The organism is Thermomonas sp. (assembly GCF_047606765.1).
In the GTDB taxonomy this organism is placed as follows: domain Bacteria; phylum Pseudomonadota; class Gammaproteobacteria; order Xanthomonadales; family Xanthomonadaceae; genus Thermomonas.
The window spans coordinates 20,090-35,032 of sequence record NZ_JASGED010000091.1 but is presented as its reverse complement, the minus strand read 5'-3'; the positions used below and the strand labels follow the sequence as shown (position 1 = coordinate 35,032).

At 65.3% G+C, this 14,943-nt stretch carries 16 protein-coding genes; 3 read left to right on the top strand and 13 right to left on the bottom strand.

The annotated features are described in order from the left end of the window. The first annotated feature begins 2 nt into the window (after nt 1-2). Nucleotides 3-1,388 (top strand): DNA-processing protein DprA, encoded by a 1,386-nt coding sequence (locus tag QM612_RS08715; RefSeq protein ID WP_415253510.1) that lies wholly within the window; start codon nt 3-5, stop codon nt 1,386-1,388. Nucleotides 1,389-1,580: 192 nt separating this feature from the next. On the opposite strand, the gene QM612_RS08710 is transcribed toward QM612_RS08715, so the two are convergent. The 9 genes from QM612_RS08710 to QM612_RS08670 all read right to left on the bottom strand — a co-directional run bounded on the left by QM612_RS08710 (nt 1,581) and on the right by QM612_RS08670 (nt 10,183). Further along, the gene (locus QM612_RS08710; RefSeq protein WP_415253509.1) at nt 1,581-3,929 is read right to left on the bottom strand and encodes a TonB-dependent hemoglobin/transferrin/lactoferrin family receptor; all 2,349 of its coding nucleotides are present in this window, start codon (nt 3,927-3,929) and stop codon (nt 1,581-1,583) included. Between the two features lie 148 nt (nt 3,930-4,077). After that, nucleotides 4,078-4,965: an EF-hand domain-containing protein gene (locus tag QM612_RS08705; protein WP_415253508.1), complete on the bottom strand. Its 888-nt coding sequence runs from the start codon at nt 4,963-4,965 to the stop codon at nt 4,078-4,080. Nucleotides 4,966-4,992: 27 nt separating this feature from the next. Continuing rightward, nucleotides 4,993-5,790 (bottom strand): DUF4198 domain-containing protein, encoded by a 798-nt coding sequence (locus QM612_RS08700; protein WP_415253507.1) that lies wholly within the window; start codon nt 5,788-5,790, stop codon nt 4,993-4,995. A 187-nt stretch (nt 5,791-5,977) separates the two neighbouring features. Beyond that, the gene (locus QM612_RS08695) at nt 5,978-6,511 is read right to left on the bottom strand and encodes a hypothetical protein (RefSeq protein ID WP_415253506.1); all 534 of its coding nucleotides are present in this window, start codon (nt 6,509-6,511) and stop codon (nt 5,978-5,980) included. Beyond that, the gene (locus QM612_RS08690; RefSeq protein ID WP_415253505.1) at nt 6,512-7,897 is read right to left on the bottom strand and encodes an alpha/beta fold hydrolase; all 1,386 of its coding nucleotides are present in this window, start codon (nt 7,895-7,897) and stop codon (nt 6,512-6,514) included. It abuts the gene before it with no gap. A 1-nt stretch (nt 7,898) separates the two neighbouring features. Continuing rightward, complete coding sequence (locus QM612_RS08685; protein ID WP_415253504.1) at nt 7,899-8,075, bottom strand: DUF4177 domain-containing protein; 177 nt, start codon at nt 8,073-8,075, stop codon at nt 7,899-7,901. After that, the gene (locus QM612_RS08680) at nt 8,072-8,251 is read right to left on the bottom strand and encodes an Arc family DNA binding domain-containing protein (RefSeq protein ID WP_415253503.1); all 180 of its coding nucleotides are present in this window, start codon (nt 8,249-8,251) and stop codon (nt 8,072-8,074) included. The genes QM612_RS08685 and QM612_RS08680 overlap by 4 nt, the downstream gene beginning before the upstream one ends. A 25-nt stretch (nt 8,252-8,276) precedes the next feature. Next, nucleotides 8,277-9,161: an SPFH domain-containing protein gene (locus tag QM612_RS08675; RefSeq protein ID WP_415253502.1), complete on the bottom strand. Its 885-nt coding sequence runs from the start codon at nt 9,159-9,161 to the stop codon at nt 8,277-8,279. Between the two features lie 104 nt (nt 9,162-9,265). After that, complete coding sequence (locus QM612_RS08670) at nt 9,266-10,183, bottom strand: hypothetical protein (protein ID WP_415253501.1); 918 nt, start codon at nt 10,181-10,183, stop codon at nt 9,266-9,268. 67 nt (nt 10,184-10,250) lie between these two features. Between QM612_RS08670 and purT the strand changes: the two genes are divergently transcribed. Beyond that, the gene (gene purT, locus QM612_RS08665) at nt 10,251-11,450 is read left to right on the top strand and encodes a formate-dependent phosphoribosylglycinamide formyltransferase (protein WP_415253500.1); all 1,200 of its coding nucleotides are present in this window, start codon (nt 10,251-10,253) and stop codon (nt 11,448-11,450) included. A gap of 4 nt (nt 11,451-11,454) precedes the next feature. Continuing rightward, nucleotides 11,455-11,784 (top strand): hypothetical protein, encoded by a 330-nt coding sequence (locus tag QM612_RS08660; protein WP_415253499.1) that lies wholly within the window; start codon nt 11,455-11,457, stop codon nt 11,782-11,784. Here the strand turns inward: QM612_RS08660 and QM612_RS08655 are convergent. The 4 genes from QM612_RS08655 to pdxA are packed head-to-tail and all read right to left on the bottom strand — an operon-like array spanning nt 11,742 to nt 14,940. After that, complete coding sequence (locus QM612_RS08655; protein ID WP_415253498.1) at nt 11,742-12,692, bottom strand: symmetrical bis(5'-nucleosyl)-tetraphosphatase; 951 nt, start codon at nt 12,690-12,692, stop codon at nt 11,742-11,744. The genes QM612_RS08660 and QM612_RS08655 overlap by 43 nt on opposite strands. 13 nt (nt 12,693-12,705) lie before the next feature. Beyond that, a complete protein-coding gene (apaG, locus tag QM612_RS08650) occupies nt 12,706-13,086 on the bottom strand; it encodes a Co2+/Mg2+ efflux protein ApaG (protein WP_415253497.1) in 381 nt (126 codons plus the stop codon). A gap of 46 nt (nt 13,087-13,132) precedes the next feature. Continuing rightward, nucleotides 13,133-13,966 carry a 16S rRNA (adenine(1518)-N(6)/adenine(1519)-N(6))-dimethyltransferase RsmA gene (gene rsmA, locus QM612_RS08645; protein ID WP_415253496.1) on the bottom strand — a complete coding sequence of 278 codons (834 nt, stop codon included), beginning with the start codon at nt 13,964-13,966 and terminating at the stop codon, nt 13,133-13,135. Further along, nucleotides 13,963-14,940, bottom strand: coding sequence for a 4-hydroxythreonine-4-phosphate dehydrogenase PdxA (gene pdxA, locus QM612_RS08640; protein WP_415253495.1), 978 nt, complete (start codon nt 14,938-14,940; stop codon nt 13,963-13,965). The genes rsmA and pdxA overlap by 4 nt, the downstream gene beginning before the upstream one ends. Nucleotides 14,941-14,943 lie beyond the last annotated feature (3 nt).

Sequence of the window (14,943 nt, the reverse complement as noted above, 5' to 3'; positions counted from 1 at the left end):
AAATGAGCGAACAGACCCAAGCCATTCTGTTGCTGACCGCATGGTTCGGCAAACAGGGTGATGCGGGTCCGACGCCTCTGACGCCGACGGAGTGGGGGCGTTTTGCCTTGTTTCTGCTCGATATCGGTCGAAAGCCGGCCGATCTGTTGCATGTGTCAGATGTGGATGCGGTGCTGTCCGGTTTTGAGGACAAGAAGATTACGCCTGGGCGGGTCCGTAAATTGCTGGAGCGCTCTGCGGCTTTGGGCATTGCACTGGAGAAATGGCAGCGTGCCGGTTTGTGGGTCATGACCCGCTCAGATGCGGATTACCCACGATGCTGGAAGCAGCGGCTGAAGAATGATGCTCCGCCTGTGTTGTTTGGTGCCGGCAATCGCGATTTGCTCAATCGTGGTGGAATCGCCGTGGTTGGCTCCCGCGACTTGGATGAGTCGCAGGTGGCATTTACAGGTCGGCTTGGTCGCGAGATTGCCTTCCAAGGGCTAACTGTAATTTCGGGTGGCGCACGCGGGGCGGATGAGGCTGCAATGCTTGGCGCGTTGGAGTCCGAGGGCATGGCAATTGGTGTCTTGGCGGACTCTTTGCTGCGTGCCTGCACTTCCTCGAAGTACCGCAAGGCGTTGATAGGCAATGATCTTGCCTTGGTCTCTCCGTTCAATCCGGAAGCAGGGTTTAACGTGGGTAACGCGATGGCGCGCAACAGGTATGTCTATTGCTTGTCCGATGCGGCGATCGTTGTTGCAGCCACTGAAAGCAAGGGCGGCACGTGGGCAGGCGCCGTTGAAAATCTGAAGCAGGGCTGGGTGCCACTGTGGGTGCGACAAGGTGCCGTCCCGGGGAATAGGGCTCTGGTGGATAAGGGCGCATACTGGTTGCCTGACGATTTCGATGTCCAATATCTGGTTGATAGAAGTCCTGATTCGGCTGGATGGCTCACTGCATCCCGCGTGGCCGAAGATGTTGTGGAATATTCAATGCAGTCGGTAGTTGAGCGACGCGAGGATGGCGTTGTGGGGAGTCAGGACGCTGCGAAAGAAGCAACTCCTGAGGGAGGATGCCAAGAAGGCGATGATTTTCCGAAATTAACGGAAAGTGCTGATGCACAAAAAACCTCGCATCAGATTTTTCTGCATCGTCTTGGCGTGCTTCTGAGTAAACAGGCATTGACCTTGAAGGAATTGCAGGGTGAAACATTATTCAAGCAGAAAGAACTTTCCGCATGGTTGAAGCAAGCGGAAGCTGATGGTGTTGTCATCAAGACGAGGTCGCCCGTGAAATACCGACTACGCACCGCCGATGATGTCGATGGACGGGCGAAAGAAAAAAAAGTGAGGAAGAAGACCAGTCTGGAAGCAGGTACAGGCAAGCAAACTGGCTTCGAGTTCTGACCAGCATCGGTGTATCGCTGGTAGCGGCGGATTCAACCGGGAATCTTCGCCGATCAGGTATGGCTGAGACTTGGCCTCGGCATTCAAGTGCAACTTCGGGCTCCTGAAAAGAGCCTGCCCGGCCGTGCGTCAGCCGGGCAGGGTGCGGCGTCCATGCCGCCCGCGACGTGGATCGCGGATCAGAAGCGCGGATCAGAAGTTCCAGGACACCGAGACGCGGAAGTTGCGGCCCGGTTCCGAATAGCGTCCGATGCCGTCCACGGTGGCGTAGCCGTACAGGTCAAGCACGCCGGGGGTGACGTTGCGGATGCGCGCCCACTGGTAGTAGCGCTCGTCGAACAGGTTGTAGACGCCGGCGTTGATGCGCAGGTGTTCGTTGAAGCGGTAGCTGCCGGACAGATCGAACACGGTGTAGGAATTGCTCATGTACGGATACGTCACCGTGCCGGTCATGACGTTTTCGACTGGTTGCACATCGGCTTCGCGCTTGCCTGCCGCATGGGTCAGGTTGCCGGTCAGGCGCAGGCGTCCGTCCATCCCCTGCCAGCTCAGGCCGATCACGCCGCGATCCGGATTGATGCTGTTCAGTGGCTTGCCGAATGCATCCTCGCCATCGTTGTGCGTCCACGCCGCACGCAGCAGCCAGCTCTGGGCAAGTTGCCACTGGCCTTCCAGTTCCACGCCCTTGATGGTGGCAGTGCCGACGTTGGCGGTGGTGGTGACGAGGTAGCCATCGGTCTGGGCGCAGCCGGGGCGCGTGCAGGCGTATTTCACATTCGGGTTGACGAGGATGCGCGTGCTGTCGATGAAATCGTCATAGCGGTCACGGAACACCGAGATGCCGAAGCGCGCGCGGTCGCTCTGCCAGCGCCAGCCGGCTTCCAGATTCAGGCTGGTTTCCGCTTGCAGATCGGGATTGGCGGCGGTGTTGGGTACAGTGACCACGTTGCCGGTGGCGACTTCGATGAGCTGCGTGGTGCTGGTGGGCGCGTACATCTCGCCGGTGGTCGGCGCGCGGAAGCCACGCCCGGCCTGGAACCACAGTGACTGATTGGGCAGGAACTCGTAGCTGATGCCGAACTGCCCGCTGGGCGCGGAGAAGCTGACATCGCGCACGCTGCCGGTGGTGTCCTTGAAGGTGGGCGACAACGTGGGCAAATAGTCATAGCGGTCGTAGCGCGCACCCAGGCTCAGTTGCAGGCGATCATCGAGCAGACTGATGCGGTTGCGCAGGTACAGGTTCCACGCGCGCACGTCGGTGCCCGGCACCTGCGCAGGATCGACGGTGGCGGTGTCCAGCTCGCCAGTGTTGTTCCAGCGGTAATCGGTCGCGGTGTAGTCGATACCACGTTCCTGCACCGCCGCGCCCCATGCCAGCGCGTGGCTGCCGGCCTGCTTGCCGAAGTCCAGCGCGATCTTGTCCAGCGTCTGCGATGTGCTGCGATCTTCGGTGCGGTTGCAGGGCAGGGCCAGCGTGCAGGGCGTGGTGCGCGGGGTCGGCGTCGGGTTGGCGGACGTGCCGCTGCCGGCGAGGATGCGGGTGATGCCACGGCTTTCGGTTTCCTGCCGGTCGATGCGCAGTTCCATGTCGTCGAACGCGGCATTGCCGGCGGCCCAGTGGTAAACCAGCCCATAGCGATCACGGCTGTTGCTGTCATCGCCAACGCGTGTCAGGTAGCCCGGCGGGCTGACGCGGCTGAGGTTGTCCACGAGGTTCTCGACGCGGTTGCGTTCATAGACGAAGCCCAGCCGGTGCGCATCGGACAGCACGAAATCAAGCTTGGCGAGGACGTTGGTGCTGTCGTGGTCGATGGGGTCGGGCAGGCGGCGCGCGCTGCCGGTTGCGATGGCGGTGCTGTCGTACCAGCCTTCGGATTCCTGCGCCTTGCGGCGGGTATAGACCAGCATCGATTCGACGATGCCGGTGCGGTTGGCAAGGGTCAGCGAGCCCAGCTTCTCCTCGTTGTGGCCGGTGTAGCCGAACTTGCCGCCGACATAGGTGTCGTTGCCGCTGGCGTCGAGATAGTCGCGCGCGTCCTTGGTGGTGAACAGCACCGCGCCGCCCAGCGCGCCGCTGCCGGCGGTGATGGAGTCGGCGCCCTTGATGACTTCCACGCTCTTGAGCGAATCGATGTCCACGCCGCCTTGTCCCGCGCGGAAGAACTCGTAGCTGCGCGCGGTCTCCAGGCCTTCCGCCATCGGCAGGCCATCCACCGTCATCGCCACGCGGTCACCTTCGATGCCGCGGATGTTGAAGCCGTTGTCACCGAAGCGGCCCATCTCGGAAACGCTGACGCCGGGGATGTAGCGGATCAGGTCTTCCATGCTTTCGGCCTGTTCGTCCTCCAGGTCCGATGCGGTTTTCTTCACCACGTTCTGGTTGCTGGACTGCTGTGGTTCGCGCGTGCCATGCACTTCCACGGTGTCCAGGGTCTTGGCGCGCTTCGGGTCGTCGTCGGCCTCGTCGGCGGCGTGCGCAAGCGCGGGCAGGGTCAGGGCGGCGGCAATCGCCACCGCCAGCAGGCGGGGGTTGGGTATCACGGGATGCTCCACAGTCAGGAAAGAAGGGGTGCGCCGTTGGGCGCGGGTGTCCTGGCTGCGGTCGCGCTGTGCGCGGCATGCGTTGCTGGGAGCGGTGCGCATGGGCACGCCGCGTTGATGGAATGCCGCGCCGGTGTGGCGCGGATGCTTATCTCTTGTCGGCCTTGTCGTTGGCCTGTGGGCGTTCGGGTGGCGGCAGCTTGGCGTCCTGCGCATCGACCGTGCCGTCATGGTTGCGATCCGCCGCGTCGAACAGGCGCTTGCCGGACACCTGATATTCGGCAAAGGTCATCGCGCCGTCCTTGTCGGCATCCAGCGCAGCGAAGCGCACGCGGCTCTGGGTATCCGGTACCTTCGCCAGTTCGGCCATGCGCGCATCCATGCGTGCCTCGAACTCGGCCTGGTATTCGCTCGCGTCGATGGTGCCGTTGCCGTTTGCATCCGTGCGGGTGAACTGTTCATCGCGTTTTGCATCAAACTCCGCGCGCGGCACTTGCCCGTCACTGTTGGCGTCATACAGGGCGAGGAAGCCTTCGGCGGTATGGCTGGTCGGTGCCAGCGCGTTGCGGTCGCGTGCGCGCAGCGCTGTGTCGCTGCCATCATCCAGCGCGGCCAGCACCTTCTGGCCTTCGGCGTACACGCGCTCGCCGCTGGCATCGAACTCCGCACGCGCGATGACGCCATCCTTGTCCTTGTCCAGCGCGGCGAAGCGGGTTTGGGTTTGCGCCACCTGACCATCGCGTTCGCGCTTCAGGTTTTCGATGCGGCGGGTTTCGTACTCGCTCGCGTATTCCTCGATATCGACCGTGCCGTTCTTGTTGGCATCGGTGGCATCGAAGCGTGCGCGACGGAAGGCTTCGAACTCTGCCCACGTCAATTTGCCGTCGCCGTTGTCGTCGTGTTGGGCGATGAAGGCGGTCACGTTCTCGCCGTGGCCGCCGATGACCGGGCGTGCAGGTGCGTTCTGGGCGATGGCGGGCGTGGCAAGGATGCAGGCGATGGCGGCTGCAAGCAGTGCGGAATGCTGGGTGTTCATGCGGGTGTCTCCGGAAGTGGCGTGCGCTTACTGCGCGAGCACGCGGAAGCTGAGGGTGGTGCTGTTGCTGTATTCGCTGACGCCGGCATCTGCTGGTGCGGGCGTGCGATGGCGGCTCAGCGCCAGCCAGGTGCCGGCCTGCTTCAGCTCCATCGTTGCCTTGCCGTTGGCATCGGTCGTCAGTTCGATGACCTGCGGCTTGCGGTCGGACGTCCACGTCGCCTCGGTGATTTCCACCTTCTGGCCGGCCAGCGGCTTGCCGTCGTATTGCACGGTAAAGGCGAAGTGTTCGCCCACGTACAGGTCATTGGGATGATCGATGGCAACCAGTTCAAGGCCTTCGCCACGCGGCGCAAGCGCGGCGCGGTCGGGCGCACCGATGCTGACGTAGGTGTCTGCGCGCGTCAGCGAACGGAAATCGGAGATGATCTTTGCGCCTGCCGGAATCCTTGCATCGGCATCGCGCGAGCTTTCGCGCTTGCCGTTGATTTCCCAGGTGCGAAAGAACGCGCCGAGGCGCGGCCCGGTGCTGAAGCGATAGGTGCCCGGCGTCTTCGGCAGGACATGCTCGGCCACCACGCGCAGCTTGAACGGCTGCACCTTGTCCGGCGCGATGGCTTTGCCGTCCGGGCCGGTGACTTCAAACGTGCTGCCGTCGAATGCCGATTCCGGCACGAAGAAGGTTTCGGCGAACGCGGCATCCAGCGCGATGGTCGCGCCCGGCTGCGGCGCGAAATCGCTGGGCGCGAGGTAGGGCGTATGCGCGGCGGCGGCAAAGGTGGCGATGCCGGCCAACAGGCCAGCCAGCAGGGGCAGCGGTTTCATCGACGGTTCCAGTCCGGGGAGAGTAGGGCTGGCGAAACCGGACGATGCGGCTGCTGGCGGCGCGCATTGTGCGCCTAAACGAGAATGAGTTGCAACAAGTTTGTAATCAACCCGTAGGTGCCGAGCTTGCTCGGCACATGAGACGCAGGTGATGCGTGGAGCAAGCTCCACGCCTACGTAACTGTGGTTACGACGCGGCGAGCGCGTCCAGCAGTGACTGCGGGCGTTCCAGACTGAGCAGCAACTGGGTCTTGCTGTCGCGCAGCGGCAGCCACAGCACGCGCTCGCGTTGGGTGAGCAGGAAGAACGCCTTGCCGAAATCGCCACGCAGCCGGAAGTGGCCGGCGTGGAAGCCCGGCATCGACACGGCGTTGCTTTTCAGCCACGGGCGCAGTTCGGTGCGTTCGGCCAGATCGACGATGCGTGCGCGCTGCAGATCAAGTTCACTCACCGCCACGCGCTTGCGATACAGCGCCGCGCGCACGTCCAGCATGCCGTCGTGCAACCGCACCGAGCGCCGCCGCATCAACAGCAGTAGTGCTACCAACACGCACGGAATGACGATCAGCGCGAACGACACGCCGTGCATCTGCTGATGCGTCAACCATGCCACGCCGATGATGCCAAGCGGCAGCACGCCGCCCAGCAACACCAATGTCACCCAGGCGAACGCGGCGGGCGGGCTGACCTCGAACGACCGTGATGCCGATGCGTGCGTCATTCAGTGCGCCTTGATCCACGCGGCCACGTCATCAATCAACTGCGGATCGACATGGCCCGGCTGCTGGTATTCGGCCAGCGAGCCTTCGCCTTCGCCGGGGATGGCAAGGTGGTTGAGTTTTTCGTACAGCTTGAACTGCACCTTGCCATCGCCGTCGAACGCGGCCTTCCATGCCTGCCAGTCGGCATCGACCACCTGGATGTCGCGCGCGCCCTGCAGCACCAGCATCGGCAGCGCCACGCGTTGCGCTTCGGCGACGGGATCCACGCCATCGATGCTGCGCCAGTAGCCAACCGGCTGGCCCATCACCGTTTTCGTCGCCGGATCGGTGGCGGCGTTGCGGGTAATGCGTACCTGTTCGATCAGCGCGTTGATGGCGTCGCGTTCGGCATCGCTGGTCTTGCCATCGTCCAGCACGGCCAGCCGGCGGTTCTGTTCGATCACGATGTCCAGCAGCGGGCGCGCAGGCGCGGCCAGCAACACCAATCCGCTGACGTGGCCGGACAGCGCAGCGATGCGCGGGGCCATCATGCCGCCCTGGCTGTGGCCGAGCACGAAGACGCGCTTGCCGTCGATGCCGTCCGTCTTGCGCAGCGCATCCACCGCCTGCACGGCGTCGAAGGTGGTTTCCTCGTCCACGCCGAAGTTGCCGTTGGCAAAATTCTGCGGGCGTGCCTTGGTGCGTTTTTCATAGCGCAGCACGGCGATGCCCTGCGCGGCCAGGCCGCGGGCGATGTCGAGGAAGGGCTTGCTCGCGCCGATGGTTTCGTCGCGGTCTTGCGGGCCGGAGCCATGCACGAGGACGACGGCGGGCACGGGCTTGTCGATATTTTTCGAGATTGCCAGCGTGCCGGGCAGGGCACGTGCGTCTTCGCCGATGCTGAAATCACGTTCGATGTAGGCAGCATCTTCGGCAACTGCCGGTGCGGGCGCGGGCGCAGCGGCCTGCGCGGGCTGGATGAGGAAACCGACGATCTTGCCTTCGCCATCAATGGCGAAGCTCGCCACCAGTTCCGCCAGTTCGTAGTGCAGCGGCACCTTCACCAGTGTCGCGCCGCCCTCTGTGGACACCTTGGCTTCGCCGCGCCCGCCGGCCTTGCCGACCTGCGCCGGCAGCGATTCCCACACCGCCTTGAGTTTGTCGGCGGGCACTGCCGCCGCCATGTTCGCGCTGAACATCGCTTCGACCTGCGCGTACTGCCCGGCATCCAGATGATCCAGTGCGCGGGTGGCGAGTGCGGCGGGCGTGTCGGCAGTTTGCGCACTGGCGCGGCCTGACAGCAACAGGCCGAGGCCCAGCGCCAGCAACAGCAGCGAGACAATCAGCATGCGCGTGCTGCTGCGCGCGTGGAAGCGCTGTTCCAGCAGGTGTGCGATGTGCAGCATGTCAGGCCTCCTTTTTCAGGAACATGCGGTAGGTATCCATCGCCTGCGACTGGATGACCTCGACCAGCTCCCAGCCTTGCGTGCCCAGCTTGTTGAGTTCGTCCTGCAGCTTTTCGCCGGATTTCCCGAAGAACGCGGGTGAAACCTCGACGACCTTGTATTGCCAGCGATTGCTCATGTTTCATCCTCCGGGTTGGTTTTTGGCGCGGGCAACCGCCCGGCCCTGCGCAGCGCGTCGCGCAGCACGTATTCGATCTGCGCGTTGAGGCTGCGGAGCTCGTCATCGGCCCAGCGCTGCGCCGCCGCCAGCACGTCGGCGTTGATGCGCAGCGGGTAGGCCTTCTTCTCGTTCACGTCGCGTGGCGTCCGTGGCGCGGCTTCAGTACAGCGTGCCGGTGTTGACGATGGGCTGGGTGCTGCGCTCGCCGCACAGCACCACCAGCAGGTTGCTGACCATCTGCGCCTTGCGCTCCTCGTCCAGCTGCACCACGCCGTTCTTCTGCAATTCGGCCAGTGCCATCTCGACCATGCCCACCGCGCCGGCGACGATCCGCGTGCGCGCCGCGATGATCGCGTTGGCCTGCTGGCGCTGCAGCATGGCCTGCGCGATTTCCGGTGCGTAGGCAAGGTGGCTGATGCGCGCGTCCAGCACCTGTACGCCGGCATCGGCCAGGCGTTCGGCCAGTTCCTTCTGCAGGTGTTCGCTGATTTCGGCGGCGTGGCTGCGCAGTGAAAGCTGGCCTTCCTCGTGCTGGTCATAGGGGTAGCTGGTCGCCATCGAGCGCAGCGCGGCCTCGGACTGGATATGCACGAAGCTTTCGTAGTCATCCACGTTGAACACGGCCTCGGAGGCATCCACCACCTGCCACACGATCACGGCGGCGATTTCGATCGGGCTGCCGTCCAGCTCGTTGACCTTGAGCTTGCCGCTTTCGAAGTTGCGCACGCGCAGCGACACCTTCTTCTTCGAGAAGAACGGGTTGTTCCAGCGCAGGCCGTTGTCCTTGACCGTGCCGATGTACTTGCCGAACAGGCTGATGACGGCGGCCTGGTTGGGCTGCACCGTGTAAAGGCCGATGAGGCTCAGGAACGCGAAGATGCCGACCACGATGCCGGCGACGATGCGCAGGCCCGAGACCGGGCCGTTGATGTCCGGATCCGGGCCGATGCCGGTGGCGACCAGCCACACGGCGAGGACGGTCAGTGTGAACACGCCGATCAGATAGGGGATGCCGGGAAGCGAGTGGATGGGGCGTTCTTTCATGGCTGCGGCCTCTGCAAGTCCGCCGCAGGAAGCGGCGTTCGAGAGATTGATATCAAAATGATATCAGTTTCGCAAGGCCGTTCCGACAAACGGCGCAGCCCGGTTCAGCCTTGCGGCACCAGATAGAACAGCGGCGCGGGGTTGAACTCGCCGGTGGCGTACAGGCCACCGCCGCCCGCGCTCCAGCCCAAGGCCTCGGCCTGCGGGATCAGTGGCACGTCGTGGGTCTCGGGCGGGCGGGCCACGGCATCGGCCCAGCTTTCGTCGCCCACGCGGCGGTAGAACAGCACGCTGCCGTAGGTCAGCACCGCCAGCGTGCTGCGGTCGGGCGAGATGTCGGCAGCGGTGACGTGTGGAAAGAGCTTTGCCAGCTTCGGGTCGCTGCGTTGCAGCTCGGCGTCGGCTTCGGGCACGCCCTCCAGCCGCCCGATCCGGCGCGGTTCGACAAATGCGTTGCCGGGGTCGGCCAGCGGCATCGAAAACAATTCCGCCGGCCTGCGCTTCTTGGAGACCAGCAGCACCTGCCCGCTTGCGGCATCCACCGCCACCGCCTCGCAGTCGCGCGGGCCGTCCGGCCAGCGCGCGCGGATGCGCCATGCCGGCTTCAGGCTGCCTGGTTCCAGCGTGGCCGGTTCCTCGAATACATGCAGGACGAAGTCGCGGCGCTGGCCGCCGTTGTCGCCGGTATCGGCCACCAGCAGGTAGTGCTTGCCGTCCAGTTCGAACGCGGCGATGTCTTCCCAGTCGATGTTCTTGGCGCCGCGCACGTCGAACCGTGCCAGCAGCCTGCCGCGCCGGCTGATTGCGTAAAGACGCGCCGGGTTGCCGCCGTCGTTGTGTACCCACAACACGTCGTCATGCGCGCGTGATGCGGCGATGCCGCTGATTTCATCCAGTTCACCGCTGGTAATCAGCCCGGACAGGCGCGAGAACGGCAGCGGTGGCGACGAACAAGCCGTCAATAAGCAGGTCGCCAGCAGGCAGGCCGGCAGTGACAATCGCGCGAAAAGGGAAATCGGCATCCGCAAAGGATCGCATGGCGCGCCTTTAGAATGCGCAGGTCCCCACGCCCGACCGCAGGATTTGCGCATGACCCGCATTGGCACGCCGCTTTCCCCGCACGCCACCCGCGTGCTGTTGCTGGGTTCGGGTGAACTCGGCAAGGAAGTCGCCATCGAACTGCAGCGCTTCGGCGTGGAGGTGATCGCCGCCGACCGCTATGCGGGCGCACCGGCGATGCACATCGCGCATCGCAGCCATGTGCTGGACATGCTGGATGCCGATGCCGTGCGCGCGCTGATTGAACGCGAGCGCCCCGATCTGGTGGTGCCGGAAATCGAGGCGATCAGCACGCAGACCCTGGTGGAGCTGGAAGCCGCAGGCATCGCCCGCGTGATCCCCACCGCGCGCGCCGCGCAGTTGACCATGAACCGCGAGGGCATCCGCCGGCTGGCGGCGGAAACGCTGGGCCAGCCGACCTCGCCGTATCGTTTCGTGGATACGCATGCGCAATATCGCGAAGCGGTGGCCGCGCTGGGCCTGCCCTGCGTGGTCAAGCCGGTGATGTCCTCCTCCGGCAAGGGCCAGTCGCTGGTGCGCGTGGATGCCGACATCGACGCTGCGTGGGATTACGCACAAACCGGCGGTCGTGCCGGTGCCGGGCGCTGCATCGTCGAGGGCTTCATCGATTTCGATTACGAAATCACCCTGCTCACCGTGCGCCACGCCGGCGGCACCAGTTTCTGCGAGCCGATCGGCCATCTGCAGCGCGATGGCGACTATCGCGAAAGCTGGCAGCCGCAGCCGATGTCGCCACTGGCGCTGCAGCGCGCGCAGGACATTGCCCGCGCGGTGGCCGATGACCTTGGCGGCTGGGGCGTATTCGGCATGGAGTTCTTCATCAAGGGCGATGACGTCTGGTTCAGCGAGGTCAGCCCGCGTCCGCACGACACCGGTCTGGTGACGCTGGTGTCGCAGGCGCTTTCCGAGTTCGCCCTGCATGCGCGCGCCATCCTTGGATTGCCGATTCCGATGATTCGCCAGAACGGGCCGTCGGCATCCTGCGCGGTGCTGGCGCACGGACATGGCGTGCCGGTATTCGAAGGCGTGGATGCCGCGCTGGCAAAGCCGGACACTGCGCTGCGCCTGTTTGGCAAGCCGAAGGTGGCGGGCCATCGCCGGGTTGCGGTGACGCTGGCGCGCGGCGCGAGCGTGGACGAAGCCCGCGCCATCGCCCGCGATGCCGCCGCCGCACTGACCGTACACCTGCTTGCTGACGTGGAGGAATGACTGCATGAACGATGCCGCCGGCTATGCCGTGTTCTTCTTTCCGCAGGCGCTGGACGCGCTGGGCGGTGCCATCAAGCCTTATTTGCAGGACGGCCCCGCCGGCCCGCATGTGTCCTGTGTCGAAGTCGATACCGCAGGTGCCTTCATCGAGATGACGCTGGAAGGCCGCACGCCGGAAGGCCGCGAGGTGCAGCTGGAATTGATGGTGCCGTCCAACATGGTGCGGATGATCGTGTCGGCGCGCAGCGACACCGCCGCGTTCGGCTTCCGTGACCGCAACCGCAGCGCGGCTCAGCCAGGTGCAGCGCCGCCCGAACCCGAAGCGGGTGCCTGACTGCCGCCATCCGCGCGTGGCTCGCGACGTGGCCCGTGACGGTGGTGGTGCCGGTGTTTCTGTGGGCGCGTCTTTGGCGGTGGCGCGGGCACGTCGCGGCCCGGCACCTGCACCACGTGCAGGGTGTCGGCATCCAGTTGCAGTGCGGTGAGCCTGCCGCCCCAGACCGCGCCAGTGTCGATGGCATGCACGCCCTGACCGACGAACAGGCCCAGCGTGCTCCAGTGGCCGCTGACGATTTTCAGGTCGCGCTGGGCGCGGCCCGGCACCGCGTACCACGGGTACAGGCCGGGCGGCTGGGTGCCGGGTTCGCCCTTGTGCTCGAAGGCGATGCGCCCGCGCGGGCTGCAATAGCGCATGCGGGTGAACACATTGATGATCGCGCGGTCGCGCTCGGCACCGTTCAGGCGCGGTGACCATTCCGGGCCGTCGCCGTACATGTTCTTCAGCAGCTTGCGGAAATGTTCGCCGCGCAGGCGGGCTTCGACTTCGCGCGCATGCTTCTCCGCAAGTTGCGTGGTCCACTTCGGCGCAAGGCCGGCATGCACCATCATCCAGCCGAGCTGGCGATCCACATGCGCAAGTTCGCAGCCGCGCAGCCAGTCCAGCAGCACGCGCGCATCGTCCGCAAACAGCACGCCCTGCAGGTCGGGATTGACCTTGCGCTGTTCGTCCGGCGTGCGTTCGCCAATCGCCAGCAGCGACAGGTCGTGGTTGCCCAGCACCACATGGCTGACATCGCGCAGCGAATGCACCAGCCGCAGGGTTTCGATGGACTGGCCACCACGGTTGACCAGATCGCCGCAGAACCACAGCTTGTCCACCGCCGGGTCGAAGCGGATCTTCTCCAGCAGGCGCTGGGTCACGTCGTAGCAACCCTGCAGGTCGCCAATTGCCCAGACGGCCATCAGTCCACCCGCGTCAGTGCAGGGTGCGCGGGATGGCGAGCGTGAACGGCGGAATCGGCGCGGCAAAGCGGGTGCCGTCGTCCGCCAGCACGTCGTAGCTGCCGCGCATGGTGCCGATGTCGGTTTCCAGCACCGCGCCGGAGGTGTATTCAAAGCCGTCGCCCGGGCGCAGCCACGGCTGCTCGCCGACCACGCCTTCGCCCACCACTTCCTGCACCTTGCCGTTGCCGTCGGTAATCAGCCAGTGGCGACCCAGCAGGCGCGCCGGCACCTTGCCCTGGTTGCGGATGTGGATGGTGTAGGCAAAGACGAAGCGGCCCTCTTCCGGCGCGGATTGGTCGTCCAGAAAGCGGGTATCAACCGCGATGTCGAGTTCGTAATCGGTGCTGCTCATGCGCGCATTCTAGCGAGCCTGCGCGGCGCGGCGCATGAAGCGGCGTTCAGCCCGGTGCCAGCAGGTTCGCCAGCTTTGCGAAACCGGCCACCTCCACCTGCTCGGCGCGTGCGTCCGGGCGCAAGCCGGCGGCTTCGATGGACGCGCCATCTGCCACGCCGTTCAGGGCATTGCGCAGGGTCTTGCGGCGCTGGCCGAAGGCGGCGCGGACGACATTGGCGAACACCGCGCGATCCTGCACCTCGATGCGTTCAAGCGGCTTGGGCACCAGCCGCACCACCGCCGAATCCACCTTCGGCGCGGGCCGGAACGCGCCCGGCGGCACCACGAACAGTGGCGTCACCGTGCAGTAGGCCTGCAGCATCACGCTGAGACGGCCATAGACCTTGCTGCCGGGGCCAGCGGCCATGCGCTCCACCACTTCCTTCTGCAGCATGAAATGCATGTCGCGGATCGCGGCGGCGTGGTCGAGCGCGTGGAACAGGATCGGCGAACTGAGGTTGTAGGGCAGGTTGCCGGCAAGGCGGATTTTTTCGACGCCAAGCGCTGCCGCAAGCTTGCTGAAATCCACGCCCAGCACGTCGCCTTCGATCAACCGCAGCGTGCCGTGTTCGCGCGCGGCGGCTTGCAGCGGCGCGTGCAGGTCGCGGTCGAACTCGATGGCGGTGACTTCGCCATGCCGGCGCAGCAGCGGGAAGGTCAGTGCGCCTTGCCCCGGCCCGATCTCGACGATGGCATCGCCCGGCTTCGGGTCGATGGCCTGCACGATCTTGTCGATCACGCCCTTCTCGTGCAGGAAGTTCTGGCCGAGATGCTTTTTCGCCTCGGCGAAAAAGCCAGAAGGGTTTGATTTGGCCGGTTCGGTAAAGCCAGTGCTCATGGCAGGCCCCTCCGATGCGCGGCCAACTGCGTGCAGCAGCGGATCGCGGCGAACAGGCTGGACGGATCGGCCACGCCCGTGCCGGCCAGATCCAGCGCGGTGCCGTGATCCACGGCAACACGCGGGTAGGGCAGGCCAAGGGTGATGTTCACCGCGTTCGCGAAGTCGGCGTGCTTGAGCACGGGCAGCCCTTGGTCGTGGTACATCGCCAGCACCGCGTCGAAGCCGCGCAGCTTGCCGGGCAGGAAGGCGGTGTCGGCAGGCAGCGGGCCGACCAGCTGCATGCCCGCACAGCGCAGGCGTTCCAGCGTGGGGATGATGATGTCGAGTTCTTCGCGCCCAAGATGACCGTCCTCGCCGGCGTGCGGATTCAGGCCCAGAACGGCGATGGTGGGTGCGGCGATGCCGAACTGCGTGCGCAGCGCCGTATCGACGATGCGCAGCGTGCGTTCCAGTGCATCGGGCGTGATCCGCCCGGCCACTTCGCGCAGCGGCAGATGCACGGTTTGCAGGGCAACGCGCATGGCCGGGTTCGCCAGCATCATCACCACCTCGCAGCCGGCATGCGCGGCCAAAAGCCCGGTGGTGCCGGTGTAGGCGATGCCGCCGTCATTGATCGCGGCCTTGTGGACAGGGCCGGTGACGAGGCCGTCCGCTTCGCCGCTGAGGCAGGCCTGCGCGGTGCGAGTCAGCGCTTCGACGACGGACGCGGCATTGGCCGGCTCCGGCCTGCCGAATGCCGCTGCGACCGGATGCGGGATGTCGATGATGCCGATGCTGCGTGCCGATGCCGGCGTGCTGCCTGCGCGATGCAGTTCCAATGGCAGGTGCAGCGCATCGGCGGCGCGCTGCAGGCTGGCGGCATCGCCGAAAATCGTCAGCTCGGCGTCCCAGCCCAGTTGGGCCGCGCGGGCGATGAGTTCAGGGCCGATGCCCGCGGGCTCACCGGGGACGAGTGCGAGCCGGGGGCGCATGCG